The 25783-nt window shown below is 45.9% G+C and carries 23 protein-coding genes; 16 read left to right on the plus strand and 7 right to left on the minus strand.

The genetic code is table 11. The features are described 5' to 3' along the window. From NQ564_RS15340 to NQ564_RS15350, 3 genes are all read right to left on the minus strand, one after another. Entirely contained in the window at positions 1 to 708 is a 708-nt protein-coding gene (locus tag NQ564_RS15340) for a DNA alkylation repair protein (RefSeq protein WP_008146652.1), read from the minus strand. Then, entirely contained in the window at positions 705 to 1667 is a 963-nt protein-coding gene (locus tag NQ564_RS15345) for a 2-hydroxyacid dehydrogenase family protein (RefSeq protein WP_008146653.1), read from the minus strand. The genes NQ564_RS15340 and NQ564_RS15345 overlap by 4 nt, the downstream gene beginning before the upstream one ends. 544 nt (positions 1668 to 2211) lie before the next feature. Beyond that, entirely contained in the window at positions 2212 to 3039 is an 828-nt protein-coding gene (locus NQ564_RS15350; RefSeq protein ID WP_008146661.1) for an alpha/beta hydrolase, read from the minus strand. A gap of 175 nt (positions 3040 to 3214) precedes the next feature. Here NQ564_RS15350 and NQ564_RS15355 point away from each other — a divergent pair, with 175 nt between their 5' ends. The 8 genes from NQ564_RS15355 to NQ564_RS15390 all read left to right on the plus strand — a co-directional run bounded on the left by NQ564_RS15355 (position 3215) and on the right by NQ564_RS15390 (position 11927). Continuing rightward, positions 3215 to 4447, plus strand: coding sequence for a nucleoside recognition domain-containing protein (locus NQ564_RS15355; RefSeq protein WP_008146662.1), 1233 nt, complete (start codon positions 3215 to 3217; stop codon positions 4445 to 4447). Positions 4448 to 4489: 42 nt separating this feature from the next. Further along, the gene (locus tag NQ564_RS15360; RefSeq protein ID WP_008146664.1) at positions 4490 to 4789 is read left to right on the plus strand and encodes a nucleotidyltransferase substrate binding protein; all 300 of its coding nucleotides are present in this window, start codon (positions 4490 to 4492) and stop codon (positions 4787 to 4789) included. Next, positions 4762 to 5082, plus strand: a complete 321-nt coding sequence (locus tag NQ564_RS15365; RefSeq protein ID WP_008146665.1) for a nucleotidyltransferase family protein — start codon at positions 4762 to 4764, stop codon at positions 5080 to 5082. The genes NQ564_RS15360 and NQ564_RS15365 overlap by 28 nt, the downstream gene beginning before the upstream one ends. Before the next feature lie 163 nt (positions 5083 to 5245). Continuing rightward, positions 5246 to 5680 carry an rRNA maturation RNase YbeY gene (gene ybeY, locus NQ564_RS15370; protein WP_008146666.1) on the plus strand — a complete coding sequence of 145 codons (435 nt, stop codon included), beginning with the start codon at positions 5246 to 5248 and terminating at the stop codon, positions 5678 to 5680. Between the two features lie 302 nt (positions 5681 to 5982). Next, on the plus strand, positions 5983 to 7146 hold the full coding sequence (locus tag NQ564_RS15375; protein ID WP_008146667.1) for a 6-bladed beta-propeller: 1164 nt from the start codon (positions 5983 to 5985) through the stop codon (positions 7144 to 7146). Between the two features lie 41 nt (positions 7147 to 7187). Further along, positions 7188 to 8387, plus strand: a complete 1200-nt coding sequence (locus NQ564_RS15380; protein ID WP_008146668.1) for a 6-bladed beta-propeller — start codon at positions 7188 to 7190, stop codon at positions 8385 to 8387. Positions 8388 to 8541: 154 nt separating this feature from the next. Continuing rightward, entirely contained in the window at positions 8542 to 11163 is a 2622-nt protein-coding gene (locus tag NQ564_RS15385; RefSeq protein WP_039847998.1) for a sensor histidine kinase, read from the plus strand. A gap of 8 nt (positions 11164 to 11171) precedes the next feature. Further along, positions 11172 to 11927, plus strand: coding sequence for a LytR/AlgR family response regulator transcription factor (locus NQ564_RS15390; protein ID WP_008146671.1), 756 nt, complete (start codon positions 11172 to 11174; stop codon positions 11925 to 11927). Positions 11928 to 11949: 22 nt separating this feature from the next. On the opposite strand, the gene NQ564_RS15395 is transcribed toward NQ564_RS15390, so the two are convergent. The 3 genes from NQ564_RS15395 to NQ564_RS15405 form a co-directional block, all read right to left on the minus strand. After that, positions 11950 to 12372 (minus strand): hypothetical protein, encoded by a 423-nt coding sequence (locus NQ564_RS15395; protein WP_008156154.1) that lies wholly within the window; start codon positions 12370 to 12372, stop codon positions 11950 to 11952. Positions 12373 to 12384: 12 nt separating this feature from the next. After that, positions 12385 to 13044 carry a hypothetical protein gene (locus NQ564_RS15400; RefSeq protein WP_008146673.1) on the minus strand — a complete coding sequence of 220 codons (660 nt, stop codon included), beginning with the start codon at positions 13042 to 13044 and terminating at the stop codon, positions 12385 to 12387. Positions 13045 to 13135: 91 nt separating this feature from the next. Continuing rightward, the gene (locus tag NQ564_RS15405; RefSeq protein WP_008156152.1) at positions 13136 to 13633 is read right to left on the minus strand and encodes a PH domain-containing protein; all 498 of its coding nucleotides are present in this window, start codon (positions 13631 to 13633) and stop codon (positions 13136 to 13138) included. 103 nt (positions 13634 to 13736) lie between these two features. On the opposite strand from NQ564_RS15405, the gene mnmG reads away from it, so the two are divergent. The 5 genes from mnmG (at position 13737) to deoC (ending at position 19237) form a co-directional block, all read left to right on the plus strand. Beyond that, the gene (mnmG, locus tag NQ564_RS15410; RefSeq protein WP_008146677.1) at positions 13737 to 15614 is read left to right on the plus strand and encodes a tRNA uridine-5-carboxymethylaminomethyl(34) synthesis enzyme MnmG; all 1878 of its coding nucleotides are present in this window, start codon (positions 13737 to 13739) and stop codon (positions 15612 to 15614) included. An 84-nt stretch (positions 15615 to 15698) separates the two neighbouring features. Further along, positions 15699 to 17504, plus strand: a complete 1806-nt coding sequence (gene uvrC / locus NQ564_RS15415) for an excinuclease ABC subunit UvrC (RefSeq protein WP_039848033.1) — start codon at positions 15699 to 15701, stop codon at positions 17502 to 17504. Between the two features lie 4 nt (positions 17505 to 17508). Continuing rightward, positions 17509 to 17961: a D-aminoacyl-tRNA deacylase gene (gene dtd / locus NQ564_RS15420; RefSeq protein WP_008146681.1), complete on the plus strand. Its 453-nt coding sequence runs from the start codon at positions 17509 to 17511 to the stop codon at positions 17959 to 17961. Positions 17962 to 17967: 6 nt separating this feature from the next. Next, positions 17968 to 18300 (plus strand): nucleotide pyrophosphohydrolase, encoded by a 333-nt coding sequence (locus NQ564_RS15425; RefSeq protein WP_008146682.1) that lies wholly within the window; start codon positions 17968 to 17970, stop codon positions 18298 to 18300. 4 nt (positions 18301 to 18304) lie between these two features. Further along, a complete protein-coding gene (gene deoC, locus NQ564_RS15430) occupies positions 18305 to 19237 on the plus strand; it encodes a deoxyribose-phosphate aldolase (RefSeq protein ID WP_008146683.1) in 933 nt (310 codons plus the stop codon). Positions 19238 to 19628: 391 nt separating this feature from the next. On the opposite strand, the gene NQ564_RS15435 is transcribed toward deoC, so the two are convergent. After that, on the minus strand, positions 19629 to 20603 hold the full coding sequence (locus NQ564_RS15435) for a polyprenyl synthetase family protein (RefSeq protein ID WP_008146685.1): 975 nt from the start codon (positions 20601 to 20603) through the stop codon (positions 19629 to 19631). Between the two features lie 99 nt (positions 20604 to 20702). Here NQ564_RS15435 and polA point away from each other — a divergent pair, with 99 nt between their 5' ends. The 3 genes from polA to ychF all read left to right on the plus strand — a co-directional run bounded on the left by polA (position 20703) and on the right by ychF (position 25777). After that, positions 20703 to 23525, plus strand: coding sequence for a DNA polymerase I (gene polA / locus NQ564_RS15440; protein WP_008146688.1), 2823 nt, complete (start codon positions 20703 to 20705; stop codon positions 23523 to 23525). Between the two features lie 332 nt (positions 23526 to 23857). Then, on the plus strand, positions 23858 to 24529 hold the full coding sequence (locus NQ564_RS15445; protein WP_008146694.1) for a hypothetical protein: 672 nt from the start codon (positions 23858 to 23860) through the stop codon (positions 24527 to 24529). Between the two features lie 144 nt (positions 24530 to 24673). Next, entirely contained in the window at positions 24674 to 25777 is a 1104-nt protein-coding gene (ychF, locus tag NQ564_RS15450) for a redox-regulated ATPase YchF (protein ID WP_008146696.1), read from the plus strand. Positions 25778 to 25783 lie beyond the last annotated feature (6 nt).

Raw genomic sequence — 25783 nt, forward strand, 5'->3', positions numbered from 1 at the left:
TTACTTCATCTTTAGGAAATACTGGCGCCGGTCTTCGGGATAATGCTCGATGGCATAGCGAAGAGCCGTACGCGGAAGCTGGGTCGCATAACGTTCAAGAAAGTCGGTGAGGGTATCCCGGTCTCTTTTGCCCACTTCACGAAGCATCCAACCTACGGCTTTATGCATCAAGTCATGTTTATGCGTCATCAACCGTTCGGCCAACGCCAACGTATCGGTAAAATCCGAACGGCGGATAAAAGCCCAGGTACAGACGATCGAAATCCGCTGTTCCCAGAGGTTATCGCTGGCAGCCAGCTCATACAGGACGGAACGGTCCCGGTTCACCAAATATTCGCCGACAATATCCCGGCAGGACAAATCCACCAAATCCCAATTATTGCAACGGCGGGTATTCTTCAAATAGAAACGATACATCTTTTCCCGTTCATCTGCCGTCGTCTTCTTATCCTGAAATCGATAGACCAGAACCAACAGGGCGCAAAGGCGGGCCTCATGCCAGGGACTATCCAACAGGCGCTGCAATTCATCGAGAGGCATCGCTTTGTTAGCTTTCGCTATATTGCGAGTTTGCGGGACGACGACTCCTAAAAAGCGATCGCCTTCGCCATACTGCCCCGGTCCGGTTTTGAAAAACCGGCTCAGATGGGCCGCCTTTTCGGGTGAACCGACCGATTGCAGTTCACTCAACACAAACTCCGCCGTCATGGACGCAATACCCGGGACACAGGACGGTCGCCTTCCAGGAATCCGATTACATTGTTGCAAACCGTACGCGCCATGATAATACGCGTTTCCAATGTCTGCGTTCCGATATGGGGAGTCAGGACGACATTTTCCATTTCCAGCAACTCCGGCGAGGGATAATCGCCGAACTCGAATACATCCAGGCCGGCGCCATGAATCGTCCCGTCTTTCAACGCCCGCACCAAAGCCTTTTCATCGACCAAAGGACCGCGGCCGGTGTTGATCAGGACAGCCGTCGGTTTCATCTGCTTCAGCTCGGCTTCACCGATGATATGGTAGGTTTCCGGTGTATAAGGGGCATTCAGGGAGACGAAATCAGATTGGGAGAGGAGTTCCTCCTTGGAAACGTATGTCACGTTCAGCTTTGTCTCTTCTTCGACATACAGTTGCCGACGGTTATGATAGAGTACTTCCATGCCACAGGCATTCGCACGTTTGGCAAGGGCTTTCCCGATACGCCCCATACCGATAATACCCAGCGTCTTCCCAGTCACGTTGATACCTAAATTCTCCAAGACGCCGACTTTCATATCAAGACCTTCCCGGCGCAACTTACGGTCGCATTCGGTAATGCGACGTGCCACATCGAGCATCAGACCGAGCGCGAGATTGGCGGTAGGAGCCGTCACAGGGTCGGGGGTATTGGCAACCGTGATTCCTTTTTCAAGGCAATAGGCGACATCGATATTATTGTAACCGACGGCATAGTTTGCCACCATTTTCAGTTTGGGGGCATGGTCGATCAATTCCTTGTTTACCGGGAAATCGAACATCGAGCACAACACGTCGTACTCCGGTATCATCTCTAAAACTTCTTCGTACGTGAAATCTCTTCCTTCGGGAAAAGTAACCTCATACTTGCTTTCCAGCTCGGTAAAACCTTCGCGGAACATGTCATAAGTAACTAATATCTTTGTCATAATTATTCTTTATATTTAATTTGTGCAGGTAAATGATGATTTGTCTGTTACTTTTGGCTTGATCCAAAAGTAACCAAAAGATCAAGGCCGAACCTGCTTCACTACTTCGTTCCCTTCGTTCGCTGTCGCGTCTGAAACTCGCTTCGCTCAAACAGCAGACGCTCCGGACGCTCACTCCGGTCACTGCGCTTAACGCTCATCAGCTTAGGCCGGAGATAGAGCCTGACGGCTCTTTGAGGATTGCCGATACCGATACCTATACAAGAAGCGGTATCGGCAATCCCAAGAGAAAGCGTAGCTTTCTAAGAAAGGCCTAAGCGGACGGTCGTCAAGCGGAGGGCAAAGGTGTAGCGTCCGGAGCGTCTGCTGTTTGAGCGAAGCGAGTTTCGCAGGCGACAGCGAAACCTTTGCCCGGAGTAGACCGGACGGTTAAGCCTTGATCTTTTGGTTACTTTTGGATCAAGCCAAAAGTAACAGATAAATCATCATTTATTCGCTTATAGTTAAATTATTATACATTTTAATACTTTGCAAAAATACAAAATTATCTGTTACTTCCGGGTCGATTCGAAAGTGTATGGTCGCGGATAAACCGGACAGCCAAAGGGAAAGCGGCATCCCGCATAGTGCCGTGGTCGAAACCGCCTAACTCATAAAGGGTCACATCGGGATGGCCGAGCAGTTTGAAAAGACGGTAGAAATAGGCGGCTTCTTCGTAACGGCCATACAGTTCTTTTTCACGGTCGCCGGAAAGGATCAGGATAGGAGCACAGTCCGGACGGACGTGATACAAGGGAGCCGTTTCATCGATAGTCGGCTGCAACGGTTTCAGTCCCCACTGGTTGCGGGTTTCGAAATGGGTGATTACCTGACCGCTGAAAGGGATGATCCCGGCGAGCTTGTCAGCATCTTTACCATAACGCGCCAACAGCTTCTTGTCCAGCCCGACCATATCGACCAGATAGCCGCCTGCGGAATGGCCGGCGATATAGATAGAGGAAGTGTCACCTCCGTATTTTCCGATATTATCGAATACCCAGGCAACGGCGGCGGCAGCATCATCCACGATCTCCATTGTTTCCACATGCGGTGACAAGCGGTATTCGACCCCTACGACTATCATACCGTCCGTCAACAGCCCGGATGGTACTTCGCGGCTGCCACCAGTCAAGCCGCCACCATGAAACCAGACAACGACAGGTGCGTTTTGTACGTCCGGCTGGTAGGCAATATCCAGGCGACACATCTTGGATATGTATTCATCTCCTGCATTTTCACGATACGGGACATTACGCTCGTAGGTATAACCGGTAGCGAAAGCCGCCACGGAAACCAGGATGAGCAGGAAGGTCAGACAGGTTTTATTCATCATATTCTGTTCTAAATTTGAATTGATTAAACACAAAAATTCGAGTCTCAAAAGTAACCAGCTTTTTCCAACAAAACAAACAATCTCCCATTTCCCGCCTTCTTTTTCCTGCAGAACCCGATTATTTCCTATTTTTGTAATCTAATAACGAGTATCTTATTACCTGTCAACAACTACTATGGTTCTAAATTATATCTGGATCGCCTTCTTTCTGATCGCCTTCGTGGTGGCGCTTTGCAAGCTGGTCATCGGTGGAGACACAGAAGTTTTCACCCATATCATCAACGCTTCTTTTGCTTCGGCAAAGACTGGATTCGAGATATCCCTCGGATTGACGGGGGTGCTGGCTCTTTGGCTCGGCATCATGAAAATCGGGGAAAAAGGAGGCGTGATACAGGCGTTTGCCCGGCTGACGGCGCCTGTATTCAGCAAGCTCTTTCCGGGAATACCGAAAGACCATCCGGCTACGGGCTCCATCTTCATGTGCCTTTCGGCAAACTTGTTAGGCTTGGACAATGCAGCTACACCGATGGGACTGAAAGCCATGAAAGAGTTGCAGGAACTGAATGCGAAGAAGGAGTCCGCCAGCGATCCGATGATCATGTTCCTTTGTATCAACGCTTCGGGACTGACACTGATTCCTGTCTCCATCATGACCTACCGGGCACAGATGGGAGCAGCCAACCCAGCCGATGTCTTCCTGCCCCTTATGCTCGCGACCTTCTCTTCCACCCTGGTGGCCATATTGGCGGTCTGTTTCAAGCAACGAATCAACATTCTACAACGGAACCTATTGCTTTTCTTCGGCGGCATGATCACGTTCGTCGGTGGCCTGGCCTTGCTTTTCGGGATGATGAGCCAGCAATCGGTCTCCCTCTACTCTACCCTGTTTGCCAACATTTTACTTTTCTCCATCATATGCGGATTCATCATCAGCGGTATTCGCAAGAAAATCAACGTATACGACACTTTTATCGAAGGAGCGAAAGAAGGTTTCCAGACCGCCGTAACGATCATCCCCTACCTCATCGCCGTCCTGGTCGCCATTGCCGTTTTCCGAGCTTCAGGAGCAATGGATTTCCTGATCGACGGCATTCGCATGGGAGTCGCGGCAGCAGGACTGGACACGCAATTTGTGGAAGGCCTGCCTACCATGCTAATGAAGCCGCTTAGCGGCAGCGGAGCACGGGGCATGATGTTGGATGCGATGAACACCTACGGAGCAGACTCGTTCATAGGCCGCCTCTGCTCCATCGTGCAGGGATCAAGCGATACGACTTTCTATGTCGTCGCCCTCTACTTCGGGAGTGTTAAGATACGCAACACCTACTATACGATCCCCTGTTCGCTATTGGCCGATTTAGCCGGGGCAGTGGCAGCGGTCGCTATGACGTATCTGTTTTTTACCTGAAAATAATTCGTATCTTCGTCCTATCTAACATAGCAATAAAGTATGGAACAACAAGATATCCGCTGGAAACAGCGTTTTCAGAATTTCGACAAAGCCTTCCTCCGATTAAGCAAGGCGATGCAAATCATACGGAAAGAACCGGACAATTTTCTCCTGCAAGCCTTCCAATCCGGGTACATCCAAGAGGGCGATTTGTGGTTGCAAGCCTTGAACGACCGGAATTTGACGACGCACACATATGACGAAGAAACGGCTCTGTCGGTGGCGAATAACATTCAAACGAGCTATTTCCCTTTACTAAAAGCATTGCATACATGGTTGGAAATACAAGCACACGATTAGGGCTTACATCAAGGCATCAGGAAATTATCGACCGGATCTTTTCCCAATATCCGCATGTCGAGGAAGCGATCGTATTCGGTTCGAGGGCCAAAGGCAACCATAAGCCCGGTTCGGATATAGACATCGCCATTAAAGGCTCTGCTTTGACAAGAGAGGATATATGCAGCCTTGCAGGGGCATTCGAAGAATCTCTCCTACCCTTTTTCGTCGACCTTCTTGCCTACTCGTCCATTTCCAACCCTGAGTTAAAAGCACATATCGACAGGGTCGGAATAACAATTTACAAACAGTAGAAACGACAAGAAATGTATGGCAAATCCATCTTTCACCTACTATCAAAATGATACTGCCACCCCATGTAAATCGGATTAGTAGTGCATCTATTTGGAATTAGTATAGCGGGTAATTTTTTTTAACATATCATTCGGTAAGATAAAACACAAAAAGAATAGCAATATGGCAATAGCATTTTATGCGGAAGACATCAAGCTTCCGGCAATCAAAAAGAGAGCAGTCGGCAATTGGGTAAAAGAGGTTGCCGCTACATACGGGAAGAAAGTCGGCGATATCAGCTACATCTTCTGCTCCGATGAAAAGATACTGGAAGTAAACCGCCAGTACCTTCAACATGATTATTATACGGATATCATCACGTTCGACTATACCAGTGGCGACAAGATCTCCGGAGACCTGTTTATCAGCCTCGACACGGTAAAGACTAATTCCGAAACTTTCAACACCTCCTACAATGAGGAACTCCACCGTACCATCATTCACGGTATCCTCCACCTCTGCGGCATCAACGACAAAGGCCCCGGAGAACGCGAAATCATGGAGGCTAACGAGAACAAAGCACTGGCAATATTGCCGGAGGAATGCCGGAAAATATAAAAACACCTGCCGAATCTCCAAAAGAAAATGTCAAAACTATCCTGTCTCCGCGCTTGACACGGTAACAAGGGGTTTTGACACATTTTCTTGTTTCGAAAATACCCAAAATTACACATAGACCTGATAAAACCTGTACACCGATTACTCGCTATCACCATCACAAATACTCATACCAAACGACCATCTACTCATTTGCCGGATATCCCCTGGCATTATCACATAGATTTGGATTTATAATTCTATTATCAACCTAATCCTGGAAACAGGCAAATAAAAGGTTGGTAACAATTAAATTATCCGGTATGAAAGGCGCAACTATTTTCTTTCTATTTATTCTGTTAACAACGACAGGTTGCAAAAGACAGAACCAAACGGCAGATGACTTGATCACAGTAGATGTCACAAAAAATTCTTTTCCCAAAAAGGAATTGATCCTTCAAGACTTTATGGATGTGGAGTATATTCCGCTGGAAACAAATGATGAGTTTATCAATCAAGGATGCGTGCAGGCAGTTGGTGAAAAATACATATTAGTAAAAAATTACAGGAACGACGGTGATATTTTTGTGTATGACCGAAACGGGAAAGCCATCCGGAAAATAAATCGTAAAGGACAAGGGGGAGAAGAATACACATCTTGTAGAAGTGTTACATTGGATGAAGAAAACAATGAAATGTTTATAAACGATTTTTGGACAAGAAAAATAAAGGTTTATGATTTAGAAGGAAATTTTAAACGAAGTATTAAGCAGAAACAAGAGGGTAATACCCAATTCTATTGGGATATATTCAATTATGATAAAGAAAATCTGATTTGTTACGATGAATGTAATGATGAGATTCCATTTCTGCTCGTCTCAAAACAAGACGGAAGCATAACCAAAGAGATCAAAACACCCTTTAAAGAGAAGAAGTTGTTTATTCAACTTTTAAGGCATGAAGGAGGAACAAGGGCTGCCGGACCAGGTGAATACAGTAGGATTACTCCCTTTAAAGGTAACTGGATCCTATTAGAACCCTCATCGGATACGATCTACACATTAATGCCCGATTACAGTTTGCGTCCATTTATTGTGCGAACGCCACCTGTCCACACCATGAACCCGGAATCTTTCCTGACTTTAAAATTAGTTTCCGATCGTTATTATTTCATGGAAAGCATAAAAAATGTATATGATTTCAGCAAAGAAGATGGTTTTCCGAGAACCTACCTTGTATACGATACACAGGAAAAGGATTTCTTCAGGTATATCATATACAATGGCGATTATTCTTATAAAAAAGAATTTTATATGGTCATGCTGACCCCTATCAATTCCAAAGGGGAATTATGGGCGACTATAAATGCTTTCGACCTTTGCGAGGACTATAAAAAAGGAAAGTTGAAAGGCAAACTAAAGGAGGTAGCTGCGACATTGGGAGAGGATGACAATCGGGTGATCATGTTGGTCAAACACAGAAAGTAGCCTTCTGGTTATATTATCGCTTATCAAATACAGGTATAAAAATGAAAAGAATCAATGTTATTTCAGTGATCATTCTTTTTCTAGCGATCGCGACGGAAAGTAGAGGACAAAAACAGACAGGCAGTAATGATTTCATTACGGTTAATGTCGTTAAGGATTATTCCCCAAAAAAGGAATTGATACTTCAGGACTTTATGGATGTCGAATATGTTGCGTTGGAAACGAACGATGATTTCATAAATCAAGGTATCGTATTAGATATAGGCAACGAATTCGTATTAGTAAAAAACAGTAACCGGATCAATGACGGGAATATTTTTGTGTATGACCGGACCGGGAAAGCCATCCGGAAGATAAATCGTAAAGGACAAAGCGGGGAAGAATACATAAGTCTTTACACCGTCACTTTAGATGAAGAGAACAAAGAAATGTTCGTAAACGATATCTTAGGAAAAAAAATTGTTGTATATGATTTGTATGGGAACTTCAAAAGAAGCTTTAAACACAAAAACGGTACGGATTCCCAATTTTATAGCGATATATTCAATTATGACAGACAGCATCTGATTTGTTATGACGAATACGATAAAGAGCTTCCGTTTGTACTTATATCCAAACAGGACGGAAGCATTACTCAAGAGATAAAAATTCCATTTAAAGAAAAGAAATTCTTAAGCCAAATAAGGAAAACCGGAGAAAATAACGGGCGGGCAGTGATCGGTGTCGGACCCGGTCATTACTATTCCATCTTCCCTTTCAATGACAATTGGCTACTTTCAGAACTTTCGTCAGATACGGTATACACCTTTATGCCGGACTACAATTTGCGTCCCTTTATTGTAAGAACGCCGTCAATTCAATCCATGAATCCGGAGGAATGTTTGATTCTCCGGCTATTTTCGGATCGTTATTATTTTATGGAATCAATCAAAAATGTATATGACTGGAATGCACAAGAAGGATTTCCAAGTAAGTATTTCGTATACGATACAAAAGAGCTATCTTTTTCCGGATACACCATATACAACGGTGATTTTTTGGCAAAAAAAGAAATCTATATGAGTATGATTAAACCCATTAATCACGAAATTACATCATGGAACTCTTTAGAAGCCTACCAACTTGTCGAATCTTACAACAAAGGAGAACTCAAAGGGAAGCTCAAAGAAATCGCATCTAAACTGGACGAAGATTCCAATCCGGTGATTATGTTGATAAAACATAAAAATAGGAGCTTATAAAACACATCTTTTTTAAGAGTAATCAACAATATGCAACAAGTTTTTATCCCTGATACTCGTCCAAACCGGCCATCTGCTCATTACGTCGGCAATAAGCGATCTTTATGGGATATATTTGGAGGGTAATCAAATTATTCATCTTATTTTTACAGGTATGAAAACAGCACTCCTATTGCTTCTCCTTTTCCTGGTAAACAGCGGTTCGGCCGAAACGTTCGTTCCCTATACCCCCGACTCTCTGAAAAAGGGCGATTGGGTGGAAATCGAGTCCGTCCATTACTATCCTTACATTGCTCCGGGTATCGAAGAAAAGGTGCCCTGGCGGGCAGAAAACATCCGACGAGTCATCTTTAAGGCGACCGTAACAGATCTGAATGAACATACCCTCACCCTCGATTACACGCTCAAGAACCTGTACGACTGCCGGAACGAAGCCGGAAAGCCCGGTTTCTACTATTTTGACAGCCGCTACCGGCAGGACTTCACGTTCGACCACGAGAAAGTCGGCCAACGGCTCCTGCGTGTCATATACGATCGGGATAGCCAAGAAGTACAGACTTTAGACAAGCAGGAAACTATCTTTTCTTATTCGAAAAACTATGTTCCTTTCGGAGTAAGACAGGCCGGGTTATCCACCTATCCGGAAACGACTCTCCGGGATTCCTTACTCTTGGACAAACTGCTTATACCGGCGGCACAAACTCTCCTGACCAGCTGGCAGGAAGAAGGAATGCCTCGGCTGGCACAAAACACACGAATCATCGACGCTTCGTTTTCCCTTCCTCCAAATACGGAGTTTACGTGTAGCCATGTCAATTTCGACTTGTCCGACGATTCGACCATCCACAAGAAGATATTCATCGCCTACCCGACCGAATACAAAGTGGGCGAACGGGTGACACTCCTACTCACTCCGGGGGATTCCATCACACAAGACAAAGAACGGTTTGCCACGACTCACAAAAGACATTATCAGGGACGGGGAAGCGAACAGAACAATATCCAATACAGTTTTCGGCGGTTCGCGGACATATATGACCCTGATATGCGAAGTTTGAACCCTATCACTCCTGACCAAGTAAAAAAAGCATTTCAAACCCGTGATTCCCTTTTTCAAATTGCATTAGAAAAAGATTTCAAGCATTTGGACCCATACTGGCGAAAGGTTTTCGAACGCTCGGAGCAATATTTTGAAGGGATGTTTGTCCTCGAGTTTTATATGAGAGCCACCGACAAACAGGCTTGGCAAGAAAGCGGTTTGCTTGACTGGCAAGCTCCTTATTTCGCATCGGTCAATCCGCTTATCGACTTTGCATACAGCCTGCAAAAGACAGACGCCGCAACCTACTATTATTTCCTATACACATATTCAAACTATAAAAAACAAGAATTCAAATCCGACAACCTGTGCTTGAACAAGCAAGGAAAACTATCCCCACAGGAAGAATACATCATAAATAAACAACTCTTTTCGGGTTTTCCTAAATATATGGCAACGGGATCAACTCTACAACAGTTGATGCACACCAACACGCTATCCGAAATAGAAGGAGATTATAACGATTTTATCCGCTCCTGTCCGGATACCAGTCTGACAAATCTGCTAAAAAGAACATACGATAAACTATTACCCTTCGAAACTGGAAAAAATATCAGGGAAAGTGGCCTTATGATAGCCGATAGCTTGCATCTGGTGAAAGGAAGCGACCGGAAATACATCCTGCTGTTTTTATCAAGAGAACAAGGTCTTCCTGCGCCAAACCTTCAAAATGCACTTGATTTCAAAAAATGTCTTGAATCGGAAGGGCTTGTCTCCATCGTTCAACTCGAGTTATATTCAAAATTCCAATCTAACAATACCGAACGGGTAAAACCCTTTAAAGCGATTTCCGATCTGCAAATAGAGGAATTAAGGCGTAAGGGACTCGGTGCAGTGACTATCCTGATGCGTGAAGACGGAACCATCCTCTATCGGCAATTTACGGGTTGGAGGTTTGATCCCAAACCCGCCTTAGCAATCATTCAAAACGACCTGAACCGGGAAGACGAATCTTTCAACGATTTTCTAAAAGGATTCAAAGAAGGAGTCTTAGGTACACTTTTAATCGCGGCAATCATCTGTATCGCCTACTATTTCAGGACGAAAGAAAAGCAAAAGAAGGAACGTAACCGCCGCCGTATCCGTGAACTCGAACTGCGCGCCATCCGTTCTCAGATGAACCCGCATTTCATTTTTAATGCGCTCAGCTCGATCCAGAATCTGATCAACCGATCGGCCAGCCAAGAGGCAAATGAATACTTGATCGATTTCTCACGCCTGTTGCGAAAAGTGCTGGCGACTTCCGAAAAGAAGCTGGTTCCCCTCTCCGACGAGATCGAACAACTACAGCTCTACCTGAAGCTCGAACAGCTCCGGTTCCCCTTCTCCTATTCGCTGACGGTAGACAAAAATATCGAACCGGACGCGATTGAGATTCCGGGAATGCTGATACAGCCTTTCGTCGAAAACGCCGTCAAACACGGAATCGCTCCGCGCGGTACGGGAGAAATCATAATTCGATTATCTTTGCAAGACCAGTTGCTGACCATCGACATCATCGACGACGGTCCCGGAATAGAAACAGAAGCGGAAGGTGGCTTTGGTATCCGCGCCATCAGCAACGAGTTCGAGATACTAAAGGATTTGTACAATACGGAAATCGGCATAACGATCGAAAACAGGCAGAAAAAAGAATCCGTTTCCGGTTGCCATGTCCGGCTATCCATTCCTTTATAAGATAAAATATGGACACAAAAATAACCGCAGCAATCGTAGATGACGAGCAGGGGAACCGAGAGAACCTGCTCCGTATGATCGGAAAGCATTGTCCGCAAATCAAAATATCGGCCATTTGCAGCTCCGTCACCGAAGCCCGTACCGTGCTGCCCGAAGCTAAACCGGATATCCTTTTCTTAGATATCCGGTTAGGCGACGATACCGGCTTTTCCCTCCTGAAAAATCTTCCGGAGATTCCTTTCGAGGTGATCTTCGTGACCGCTTACGACAACTATGCGATCCAGGCCATCCGCTTCAGTGCGCTCGACTACCTGTTAAAGCCCATCGACCCGGAAGAACTGACACATGCCGTAGACAAGGCGGTCCAGGTCGTCCTTCGGAAACAAGAAAACAGACGAATGCAGAACCTCCTGCAAAACACGCAAGTATTGGACAAGCAAAAGAAAATAGCCCTGTCGGTCGCTGATAAGATTGAGTTTGTAGAAATCGGTTCCATTATCCGTTGCGAATCGGAAAGCAACTACACGACCTTCTATCTGAAGTCGGGGGAAAAACTGATCGTATCGAAAACGCTCAAGGAGTTCGACGAATTATTGACACCCTACAACTTCCTCCGCGTCCACCAGTCGCACCTGATCAATCTGGATGAAATCAAAAGTTTCATCAAAAGCGACGGTGGATATATACGCATGAAGGACGGAGCCTCGGTCAGCATTTCCCGCCAACGGCGGAACTATGTGATGGAGGTATTAAAGCAATTATAAACCAAGCCATCTACATAACCGCTCATTCCTTATATTTCAAATCGAAACGACCTTCCACAATGCGTCCTCCCTCGAAAGTGCCGCTGAACACGCCGCCCGACATACGGGAGATGTAGACCTTGCCATCTTCCATATTTTGATTCTCAAAAGAGAGATTCACATAAGGAAGCGTTTCTCCCTCTTTGGGGTCGGCAATCGTAAAACGGATACACGAACCGAGACCGACCTGTGCCGAAACCGTCATGCTGGAACCCTCTTCCCACTCCAAATATTCCGCAACAGGCAACCCCCACCTGCCGCTTGTATACACCCAGCCGTCAACCAGACAACCGAATGTATTCGCCCCGGTCGTAGTAGCTTCAGGCATGACCGTCGGATCGACCGATTCGTTCTCTTCGCAGGCCACACAAAACAACAACAAACAGATCAATAACAGATGTCTCATAATCGTATCTGATTAAAAGTGTAAATTCATACCGAACAATAAGGATAATTGGGAAAAACATCCTCCACCACCGCTCAATTCAGGAGATTCGACCTGCCATTTCTGACCGTGATACCTGACCGAATAACTTTCGGAGGAGGTAACGATCCAATTCAACTTTGCGGAAATTCCCACAAGCGGAGAAAGAAGATACTCACCTCCCATTGACAGGTTATAGGCCAGTTTATTCATAGACACATCCCGCGGTTTTCCGTACACAAAGCTTTTATCTTTATAATGCTGATATCCCACCCCGGTTGATAAAGACAGATTGTATTTCTGCTTCACCATAAACAAGGCAAGCTGAGGCGCGATATAATGCATCAGAATCTTGTCAGAACTTTCGTCATGAGCGTTTTTATAACGCCCACCCTGATAGATAAGTCCGGGAGCAAGTTTAAACGAACCGAAGATATATTTGTCTCCCAAGAAATAATAGTTGGCATCCCAGGCGATCCCATTCCGTAAATCATTCCGATAAGCATCGGAGTTGTTCGTGATCCCGATCATTTTCCCCAAATACCAGGAAGCCCCTGCATGAACGGAGAATATCGACTTCCCAACAGACGCCTCCTGGGCCAAAACCGACACGGCCTGTATCAACAACCCAAACAAAAGTACATACTTTTTCATAACATTTCTTTTAGACTTATAATCATATCTATAAGATGCCCAGAACCAGTAACACGCTGCATGGCATTATGATAGGATCGTATTGTTTTTCCTATCTCCTAAGTATCGCCCGGTTCAGATAATGGATAAATTCAGGATCATCAGGTGCAATGATAAAGTTACCGTGTCTGATAGTCGTAATCAGAATACGATTATCAGAACGCCGGGCAAAAACTTTCACATGTCCGATAGCAGTAGAAGAGAAATATCCGAGATCGCCAAACAACCAACTGACACCAAATGAACGGATCATTATTCCTAAATCCTGCCGGTCGACCTTGCGGACCGAAAGGATTTCCTCTATGCTTATATACGTTTTCCGGAAAGACGCATCTATTACCAGTTTTTCTCCATCCACGATAAAACGGTTTGGCATAAATCCTCGAGTAACCAAACAGAGGATCGTACTGACGGCAAACAAACCCAACAAGACATGCAGGTTGCCATCCCAAGCCGGGAATATACAGATGCCATATAAAAGCAGAAGCATGGCAAACGTCTTTATCTTATTGGTACGATCCATCGTCGAAGAAGAGATCCGGGGTTCCATACTGCTATTCTTTAGTATTACTTAGTGTTTCAAGATTTACAAACATAACCAAAATCCCGTACAAATCTATTATCTTTGCAAAGAAATAAAGACAATTAGGACAATGACTTTCAATTACGATGTGATCGTGGTAGGAGCCGGCCATGCGGGCTGTGAAGCCGCGGCGGCCTCCGCCAACTTAGGTTCGAAGACTCTTCTCATTACAATGGACATGAACAAGATTGCACAGATGAGTTGCAATCCGGCCGTTGGAGGCATAGCCAAAGGCCAAATCGTCCGCGAAATAGACGCATTAGGCGGCTATATGGGAATTGTGACGGACCGGACAGCCATCCAGTTCCGTATGCTGAACCAGAGTAAGGGACCGGCCATGTGGAGCCCGCGCTCCCAAAGCGACCGTGCCCGTTTCATCGAATGCTGGCGGGGAATATTGGAAAACCTCCCGAACCTGTATATTTGGCAGGATACCGTACGCGAACTATTGCTTGACGGAAACACCATATGCGGCGTAAAGACCGATATGGGAGTCGAGTTCCATGCGAAAAGCGTAGTCCTGACCAACGGGACTTTCCTGAACGGGCTCATGCATATCGGCCGGACACAAATCAGAGGCGGCCGCATAGCCGAACCGGCCGCTTTCGGTCTGACCGAACAATTAGTTTCACTGGGCATCAAATCCGAACGGATGAAGACCGGGACGCCGGTGCGCATCGACGCACGTAGCGTGCACTTCGATGAAATGGCGGAACAGCCTGGGGAAAACGACTTCCATAAGTTTTCATATATGGACACTTCGCACCGTGTTTTGAAACAGCTAAGTTGTTGGACAACGTTCACCAACGAGGCCTGCCATGCAGTCCTGCGCGAAGGTCTACCCGACTCCCCGTTGTATAACGGACAGATCCGGAGTATTGGCCCGCGCTACTGTCCAAGCATAGAGACGAAGATCGTGACGTTTGCGGACAAACCCCAGCACCAGCTCTTCCTGGAACCGGAAGGCGAAACGACACAGGAATACTATCTGAATGGTTTCTCCTCCTCTCTTCCTTTAGAGATACAGTTGCGTGCCCTGCAACAGATCCCGGCATTCCGGGACATACAGATCTACCGTCCGGGATATGCCATCGAATATGATTTCTTCGATCCGACACAACTTCACCATAACCTGGAGACAAAACAAATCCGCAACCTGTTCTTTGCAGGACAGATCAACGGAACAACCGGATACGAGGAGGCCGGCGGACAAGGGTTGGTAGCTGGAATAAACGCACACATCAATTGTCATGGCGGAGAACCGTTCGTGTTAGGACGTGACGAAGCCTATATCGGCGTATTGATCGACGATCTTGTCACGAAAGGCGTGGACGAACCCTACCGCATGTTTACCTCGCGTGCCGAATACCGTATCTTGCTCCGCCAAGATGATGCGGATATGCGTTTGACGGAAAAGTCGTATGCCCTCGGTTTGGCAAAGCAGGATCGCTATGATCTGCTGAATGAGAAAAAGACCAGCCGGGACGCGATCATTGCTTTTGCAGCCAACTATTCCATCAAACCGCAATATATAAACAGCGGCTTGGAAACTTTGGGCACTACACCGCTTGCACACGGATGCAAATTGATCGAACTGATTCCACGTCCCCAAATCACGTTGGAGAATATCGCGGAACTGGTCCCGGCATTCCGGGCAGAGCTGGACAAAGTTCCTGTTTCACGAAAGGAAGAGATCATCGAGGCGGCAGAAATCTTAATCAAGTATAGCGGCTACATCCGTCGCGAGCAGATCATCGCCGACAAGATAAACCGTCTGGAAAATATCCATATCAAAGGCAAGTTCGATTACAACTCGATCCAGTCTTTGTCTACGGAAGCCCGCCAGAAACTGACACGGATAGACCCGGACACAATTGCCCAGGCAAGCCGTATTCCGGGCATCTCACCGAGCGACATAAACATCCTTTTGGTATTATTAGGTCGCTAAACGCGGATGTTCCACGTGAAACATTTACTTTAATAAAAACAGCGTAAAAGACTGAGAATAGGATAGAAATAGATGCAAAAAGAGATGAGCGCAACCGAGGAACATATAAAAAGCATCCTTTCCGTCATACCGGAATCGCCAGGCTGCTACCAATACTTTGACGAGAAGGGAACGATCATCTATGTAGGCAAAGCGAAGAATTTGAAACGTCGTGTTTCCTCCTATTTCAACAAAGAGCACGACAGCAACAAAACACGTGTCCTGGTTAAACAGATACGGGACATCAAATACTTTGTTGTCGACACGGAAGAGGATGCACTTCTTTTAGAAAACAACTTGATCAAGCAATATCGTCCCCGGTATAATGTACTATTGAAAGATGACAAGACCTATCCGTCTATCGTTGTCAAGAATGAATATTTCCCGCGTATATTCCAAACCCGGAATATCGTACGGGACGGTTCGCGCTATTACGGTCCCTATCCTTCCATCTACACGGCAAAAGTCATGTTGCAAATGTTGAAAGAACTGTATCCGTTGCGTACCTGCAAATACCCTCTTACCCCCGAATCCATCGCCGAAGGAAGGTATAAAGTTTGCCTTGAATACCATATTAAACGATGCAAAGGACCTTGTGAAGGATTACAGACACTGGAGGAATACCAACAAAACATTTCCGAAATAAAGGAAATCCTACGCGGGAATATCTCGCAAATAAGCAAGCATCTGTATGAAGAGATGCAAAAACTGGCCGGAGAATTACGATTCGAGGAGGCACAAAAGATCAAAGAAAAGTATGAAGTCATCGAAAATTACCGTTCCAAATCGACAGTAGTCACCCCGATGCTCCACAATATAGACGTATTTTCGTTAGCAGAAAATGAAAATTCCGCCTACATCAATTACCTGCATATCGGCAACGGGGCAATCGTGCAAGCCTATACGTTCGAATATAAAAAGCGTTTAGACGAGTCGAAAGAGGACCTGCTCAGCTTAGGCATCATCGAAATGCGCAATCGTTTTAAAAGCACTGCACGCGAAATCATCGTTCCTTTTCCGTTGGATATAGAACTGGAAAACGTTTCAATCACCGTTCCGCAACGCGGAGACAAAAAGAAGTTGGTGGAACTATCGGAAATGAACGTGAAGCAATATAAGGTCGACAAACTGAAACAGGCGGAAAAGCTAAATCCGGAACAACGCAGCACACGTCTTTTAAAAGAGATACAGGACACGCTCCATCTCTCCAAATTACCGGCTCATATCGAGTGCTTCGATAACTCCAATATACAGGGAAGCGACGCGGTGGCTGCGTGTGTCGTCTTCAAAATGGCGAAACCATCGAAAAAGGATTACAGGAAATACAACATCAAAACGGTTGTCGGTCCGGACGACTATGCCTCGATGAAAGAAGTCGTACGCCGCCGTTACCAGCGTGCCATCGCCGAAGAAACTCCCCTGCCCGACCTGATCATCACCGACGGTGGAAAGGGACAAATGGAAGTCGTACGCGAAGTGATCCAGGACGAACTGCATCTGGACATTCCGATTGCAGGGCTGGCAAAAGACGGGAAACACCGGACTTCGGAACTCCTGTTCGGCTTCCCTCCCGAAACAATCGGCATGCCGATACAAAGTTTCATGTTCAAATTCTTCACGCAAATACAGGACGAGGTGCATCGTTTTGCTATCGCCTTCCATAAGGATAAGCGAAGTAAGAGCCAGACAAAATCCGAATTAGATAAGATAAAAGGGATCGGAGAAAAGACAAAAGTATTACTTTTACGTCATTTTAAGAGCGTAAAACGAATACGCGAAGCCAGCTTCGACGAACTGAAAGAAGTGATCGGAGAAGCCAAAACAAAAGCATTATTAAATGGTTTAAAATAAAGATATGAGAACATTGATACAACGGGTACAACATGCCTCCGTGACCATAGACGGACAGCTGAAATCCAAAATCGGGAAAGGCCTGCTCGTACTGGTCGGTATTGAAGACCGCGACACACAGGAAGATATCGAATGGTTGTGCAAAAAGATTGCCAACCTTCGCATTTTTGATGATGAAAACGGCGTCATGAACCGCTCTGTAACCGAAACGGAAGGGGAAGTGATGGTAGTAAGCCAGTTTACCTTACACGCCTCTACAAAGAAGGGAAACCGTCCTTCTTATATCCATGCCTCCAAACCAGACGTGGCTATCCCGATGTACGAGGCCTTTTGCGCCGAGATGGGGTTGCAAATCGGAAAGGAAGTGCAGACCGGTACGTTCGGGGCCGATATGAAAGTCGAACTGGTGAACGACGGTCCTGTCACGATTTGGATCGACTCACAAAATAAAGAATGAAAAGATATGACAGAAATTACGCTTAAACAGGCACAGGAGCAGGTGGACAACTGGATCAAAACGTATGGCGTCCGTTACTTCAACGAACTGACGAATATGACCATCCTGACCGAAGAAGTTGGCGAACTGGCTCGCATCATGGCCCGCACATACGGCGAACAATCTTTCAAGGAAAGCGACAAACACCGTGATTTAGGCGATGAAATGGCCGATGTTCTATGGGTATTACTCTGCCTTGCCAATCAGACAGGCGTCGATCTGACCACCGCTTTCGAAAAGAATCTGCAAAAGAAAACGAACCGAGATAAAGAACGACATATAAACAATAAAAAGCTATAAGATTATGGTACACGAACACGATCACGGATGTGGATGCGGACATCATCACGATGAAGACACCGAGCATCTCCACACCAATAAATATCAGCAGGCATTCGCCAAATTCGAAACGGCCGACACAACGGAAGAAGTGGCCGAACGGGTAAAAACACTGCTCGGAAAACATGGGAACGACAACTTCACTCCCGACGTTTTAAAACAGATTCACGGTTTCATCGACCTGACTTCTCTCACCAGTATCGACACGAAAGAAAGTATCTGGAAGCTGGTCGACAAAGTGAACGATTTCGAAGGAACCCGTCCCGACCTACCCAACGTTGCCGCCATCTGTACCTATCCCCTATTCGTGGAAACGGTAAAAGAGGCCCTCTCCGCACAGGAGGTAAAGATTGCATCCGTAGCAGGCGGTTTCCCCTCCTCGCAGACCTTCATGGAAATAAAGATTGCCGAGACAGCGATGGCCGTCATGCAGGGGGCCGATGAAATCGATGTTATCATAAATTTAGGTTATTTCCTCGAAGAAAACTATGACGAACTTACCGAAGAACTTCAGGAGATCAAAGAGAGCTGTCGTAATGCCAAATTGAAAGTCATCCTCGAAACAGGTGCTCTCCAGACACCCGAAAGTATTCAAAAAGCGGCAATTCTCGCCCTCTATTCCGGTGCGGACTTCATCAAGACATCGACCGGGAAAGGCTATCCCGGCGCAACTCCGGAAGCCGTTTACACGATGTGCCAAGTTCTGAAAAAGTACCATTCCATCACAGGAAAGCGTGTCGGTATCAAAGTTGCCGGTGGTATCCGCACTGCAGAAGAGGCTGTCCGCTACTATACCATCGTCAAAGAAGTATTGGGTAACGACTGGTTGAACAAAGACTTGTTCCGCATCGGAGCCAGCAGTTTGGTAGAAGACATCGAACACCGTTTGGGAAAATAAGAAAAGCAACGGGATATTTCTCACAGCCCTATGGTCTTTTCTTCAAAAGACAACGACATAAATTTTGATACGTCCGGGTGTTCCCTCCCGCCACACCCGGATCTACCCTACACAAACACCCGGATGCAGGAACCACCTACATCCGGGTGTCACTGTGTTTATATAAGCAGTTTATTCATCTTTACTCTGTATCTTCCGGAAGTTCTTCCAAGGTGCTATGCACATTCAAGAGAGAGATATCTTTATTTAGCTGTATTTCAAGCAATAATACTTTAACAAAAAAGAGAACATGATGGTATGATAGATGGAAAAGCAACTATCATATCTGAATCAGCTTGATATTCAAAGAATACAAGAAGAAAATGATAGTATGACAGTAAAACGTAAAAACTTATTTACGGCGCTCTATTATGTAATCGGCAAGCAACAGCAATCCTTCGCGTGCTTCCGATTCGGGGAGTGTTTTCAAAACCCCGACCGCTTTATCATGATACTCCAACATCCGCTGTTCGGCATATTCGATGCCGCCATTTGCTTTGGCAAAATCAATCAGCAAGTCTATATTCTCTACAGTAAAGTCTTTTTCATTTATGATACGAAGGCAATGGTCTACTTCTTCTTTCCTACCCGTCTGCAACGCGTGTAGCAAGGGGAGCGTTACCTTTCCCTCTCGGATATCATTGCCGGTAGGTTTTCCGATATTCGCTTCTTTAAAATAGTCGAAGATATCATCTTTGATCTGGAAACAGTAACCTAAATATTCGCCGAACTCACGACATTTTTCCACCATTTCACCGGATGCCCCGGCAGAGATGGAACCGATCTCGGAACACGCAGAAAGCAGCATGGCTGTCTTTTTCCGTATCACCTGCATATAGCAGGATTCGTCGATAATACTTTCTTCGGCCGTTTCCAACTGTTTGATCTCCCCTTCCGAAAGATCGCGTCCCAAGTTGGAAACAATACCTATGATTTGTAGATTACCTGTCTGGATAGAACGGATCAACGCGGTGGAAAGGACATAATCGCCCACCAAAACCGAAATACGGTTGTCGAATATGGCATTCAGGGAAGGAACGCCGCGACGCTGTTTTGTCTCGTCGATCACATCATCATGGATAAGCGTGGCAGTATGAAGCAATTCCAGCAAAACAGCCGAATTAATCGTATTATCCGTTACCTGTCCGCATGCTTTAGCGGCCAAAAGTACCAATAAGGGGCGGATATGTTTTCCGCTCGCATTCAGTATCTGGTCAATAGCCGATTGCAAACGATTCGTTTCGCTTCGCAGCGAAGCAGCAAACTCATCATTAAAACGTTTAAACTCTACAGCAACCGGTTGTTCTATTTTACTTCTATCCTTCATAATCGATCCTAAGATGCGCAAAAGTAACAAAAAGTATCGAGTAAGCGAGTTTTTTCGTACATTTACCGACAATTGTCACACTAAAACGTGTTAAAAGAGATGAAGTTATTCCTCATAGATGCTTATGCATTGATTTATCGTTCTTACTACGCTTTTATCAAGAATCCGCGTATCAACTCCAAAGGTATGAACACTTCGGCCATCTTTGGTTTTATCAACAGCCTGGAAGATGTCCTGAAACGTGAAAACCCAACCCATATTGCGGTAGGCTTCGACCCGAAAGGTCCGACTTTCCGCCACGAAGCCTACGAACAATACAAGGCGCAACGGCAAGAGACACCGGAAGATATCCGCAAGTCAGTCCCTTTCATCAAAGACATCATAGAAGCCTACAACATCCCGATACTGGAAGTCCCGCGCTATGAGGCCGACGATGTCATCGGTACGGTTGCCAAGCAAGCCGAGAAAGAAGGTTTCGAGGTTTATATGATGACACCCGATAAAGATTATGGTCAGTTGGTGTCCGAACATATATTCATGTACCGTCCTCGCTTCGGCGGTGATTACGAGATTATGGGAATACCCGAAGTTCTGGGCAAATACGGCCTGACATCCGTCGACCAGGTGATCGATCTTTTAGGACTGATGGGCGACAGTTCCGATAATATTCCCGGATGTCCGGGTGTCGGTGAAAAGACTGCCCAGAAATTATTGGCCGAATTCGGAACAATCGAAAATCTTTTGGAAAACACCGACAAGCTGAAAGGTTCCCTTCAGAAGAAGGTTACGGAGAACACAGAACAAATCCGTTTCTCCAAATTTCTGGCAACAATCAAGACGGATGTCCCAATCCAGTTCGATGCCGCCAAATGCATCCGGGAAAAAGTGAACGAAGAGCGCCTCGTAGAGATTTACACCGAATTAGAATTTAGAACATTTATTAACAGAATGGACAGAGAACCGGAAAAAGCCAAAACGGAGTCCAAAGCAGCACCGGCACCGGCAAAAACCGGCACAAGGAAAAAAGCAGCTCCGACAGGCCCGATTCAAGGCTCGCTCTTTGAAGAATTTGCGGCCGAACCTACGACTGTTCCCAAATATTCGACTCTCGCGAACTTAAAATCCACCCCTCATACTTATCATCTTGTTGATACAGAGGAAAAGAGGATAGAATTAGGGCGTTTTTTGAGCGAACAGGATTTTTTTGCTTTTGACACGGAAACAGATGGTATAGACCCAATGAAGGCCGGATTGGTCGGAATGTCATTTGCCGTGAAGGAAAACGAAGCTTGGTACGTCCCTGTTCCGGCAGCCCGCGAAGAAGCAGACAAAGTTCTTGCCCACTTCTCCCCCGCCCTGCAAAATCCGAAATCGTTCAAGATCGGACAAAACATAAAATTCGATATCCTTGTCGTCCGCAAATATGGAATCCGGATAGCCGGCCCTCTATTCGATACGATGATCGCTCATTACCTTTTGAATCCCGAATTGCGTCATGGCATGGACTACCTTGCCGAAACATACCTTAAATATAAAACGGTACGCATCGAGGAACTGATCGGTCCGAAAGGTAGAAAACAACTTTGCATGCGCGATGTCCCCATTCCACAGGTAGCCGAATACGCAGCCGAGGATGCAGATATCACGCTCAAGCTGAAAAACTATTTTGCCCCCTGTCTGGACAAAGAAGGACTCGAATCGCTTTTCTATGATATCGAGATGCCTTTAATATATGTATTAGCCGAAATGGAATATACGGGAGTGACGCTCGACACCATCGCCTTAAAGCAATCATCCGAAGAACTGACGACCGCACTCAAGAAGTTGGAAAAAGAAATTTATGAATTGGCAGGAATAAAGTTCAACATCAATTCCGCCCGCCAGGTCGGCGAAGTTCTTTTCGATCACCTCAAGATAGAAGAAAAAGCGAAGAAGACGAAAACTGGCAGCTACAGCACGAGTGAAGAAATACTGGAGAAAATGCGCTCCAAACATCCCGTCGTAGAAAAACTGCTCGAATATCGCGGACTGAAAAAGCTACTCAGCACCTATATCGACGCATTGCCCGAACTGATCAACCCGGAAACCGGCAAGATACACACGTCCTACAACCAAGCAGTCACCTCGACTGGCCGCCTCAGCTCGACCAACCCGAATCTACAGAATATTCCGGTGCGCGACGAATTAGGACGTGAAATCCGGAAAGCCTTTACAGCCGAAAATGAAGATTGTATTTTCTTCTCCGCCGACTATTCGCAGATCGAACTCCGTATCATGGCTCACCTCAGCCAGGATGCCCATATGATAGAAGCCTTCCGCAGCGGGGCCGACATCCATGCCGCCACAGCTGCCAAAATATACGGCATTCCGGTCGAAGAAGTCACTTCCGACATGCGCCGGAAAGCGAAAACGGCCAATTTCGGCATTATCTACGGAATCTCTGTCTTCGGGTTGGCCGAACGGCTGAACATCCCTCGCGCAGAATCGAAAGAGTTGATCGAAGGCTACTTCAAGACTTATCCAGACATCCGCGCCTACATGGACGAAAGCATCGAGGTGGCGAAAGAAAAAGGATATGTAGAGACGATTTACAAACGTAAACGTTTCCTACCGGATATCAACTCCCATAACGCAATCGTGCGGGGATATGCCGAACGAAACGCGATCAACGCTCCGATCCAGGGCAGTGCTGCCGACATCATCAAGGTGGCCATGGTCCGCATCTTCAACCGTTTCGAAACCGAGGGCCTGAAAAGCAAGATGATCCTCCAGGTACACGATGAATTGAACTTTAACGTCTACAAAGACGAAATGGAAAAAGTAAAACAAATCGTATTGGATGAAATGGAAAATGCGATCCAACTGCAAGTTCCCCTGATCGCCGACTGCGGTGAAGGGGTGAACTGGCTGGAAGCGCATTAACAAAAACATATAAAGCGTATAAATCATATCATTTATACATTATCTTTGTCGTGAACTTTATTGCAAAGAGTTGCAATATCACATAGTAAAACAGAAGCGTTATCATATTGTCCTTAAGCAAGAAAATCGCCAATTTTTCATCCAGCAAGGACAGTAGACAACAATTGCCTCACGTTTTTTGTATATATACATAAATATATAAACATTAAGCGTGGGCTGTTGTCTATCTGCTGGATAGGTGTTTGGCGATACCTCTTGCTTGGATAGATGGCAGTTCCCACGCTTTTATTTTGTTTTCCATCTTAGGGAACAGATGGAGCAATCGAGAAATTATGTATTTCATATTCCCAGACAATCTTCCGGTATCCGTACAAAAGGCGGCATTCGAATTCACATCCGAACAGTTCCCCTTGTATCATTACATAACACCGGATACAGAGATACTGAATCAGGGTATTTCAATCGCTATACCGGATGAAGCCAGCCATATCCGTTCCATCCGCCTCACCACATCCCTAAGCCATTTCATTTACTATTATCCTGAAAAAGGATATAAGATCGCGCAAGGCATCCATCTTCCCCCCTTCCGGGTTCCGACAGTCGGAGATCTTTATGCAAACGGAGTGGTTATACAGACCGGGGTAGATTCTTCCGGTCAGCAGATAGAACCCGATATAATCCCTTATAAAGGTTCGGTAATGGAGATACAGGAACAGACACTCGATTATTTCGATGCCTTAATTTATTGCGAGTCTATTTCCGAAGGGACTTTAGACAACTGGCATCTGCCGGATATGCTCAATTTGGTATTGCTGCACACCAGGCAACGGGAATTTAACATGCTTCTTGCCAAGCATCAGGGAACTTTGTTATACGACGAGGAATACTGGTGCAAAGACAACAGCGTGATCGACCTAGGAGTAGCGTTCAATATGGCAAACAGCAGCCTCGATATATGCCCTAAAAAGGAAAAGCGGCAAGTTCGGGCTATACTGGATTATTAGAATACTCAAAATCCTCTCCCGCTTATTCGCCCAAACAATATTTTCTATATTCGGTTCGCCTGCATCCGGCAACATAAATACAAAAGAATCCTTATCTTTGCAGTCTGAAAACAAAGTTTGAATAAATCATAACAACAAAATAGAATGGCATTACAATGTGGCATAGTAGGACTTCCCAACGTAGGAAAGTCTACTCTTTTCAACTGCTTATCGAATGCAAAAGCACAGTCTGCTAACTTCCCGTTTTGTACGATCGAACCGAATGTCGGCGTGATCACCGTACCGGACGAACGTTTGAACAAGCTGGCAGAAATCGAACATCCCCAACGTGTTATCCCTACTACGGTGGAAATCGTAGACATCGCCGGCCTTGTAAAAGGCGCCAGCAAAGGAGAAGGGCTGGGAAACAAATTCCTCGCCAATATCCGCGAAACAGATGCAATCCTGCACGTATTACGTTGTTTCGATGATGACAATATCGTTCATGTGGACGGTCGTGTCGATCCGGTTCGCGACAAGGAAATCATCGACGCCGAATTACAGATTAAAGACCTGGAAACCATCGATAGCCGGATCGCCAAAGTGCAGAAACAGGCTCAGACCGGTGGTGACAAGCAAGCTAAAATAGCTTATGAGGTGCTTTGCAAATACAAGGAAGCACTGGAACAGGGTAAAAGTGCCCGCACCGTCTCTTTCGATACGAAAGACGAGCAGAAGATCGCACACGATCTGTTCCTGTTGACCGACAAACCGGTCATGTATGTCTGCAACGTAGATGAAGCCAGTGCCGTGAACGGGAATAAATATGTAGAGGCCGTCCGTGAAGCTGTGAAAGACGAAGGAGCTGAAATCTTAGTCGTAGCGGCCAAGATCGAAAGCGAAATTGCCGAATTCGACACCTACGAGGAACGCCAGATGTTCTTACAAGAGATCGGTTTGGAAGAATCCGGTGTTGCCCGCCTGATCAAATCCGCTTACAAGCTCTTGAACCTGCAAACATTCCTGACAGCCGGTCCCGATGAATGCCGCGCCTGGACGTTCCATAAAGGCTGGAAGGCCCCGCAATGCGCCGGTGTGATCCATACCGACTTCGAAAAAGGCTTTATCCGTGCCGAAGTCATCAAATATGAGGATTATATCTCCTATGGTTCGGAATCTGCAGTAAAAGAAGCAGGAAAGATGAGTGTCGAAGGAAAAGAATATATCGTCCAGGATGGTGATATCATGCATTTCCGCTTTAATGTGTAATTTCCT

The sequence above is a fragment of the Parabacteroides johnsonii DSM 18315 genome (assembly GCF_025151045.1).
Classification (GTDB): Bacteria; Bacteroidota; Bacteroidia; order Bacteroidales; family Tannerellaceae; genus Parabacteroides; species Parabacteroides johnsonii.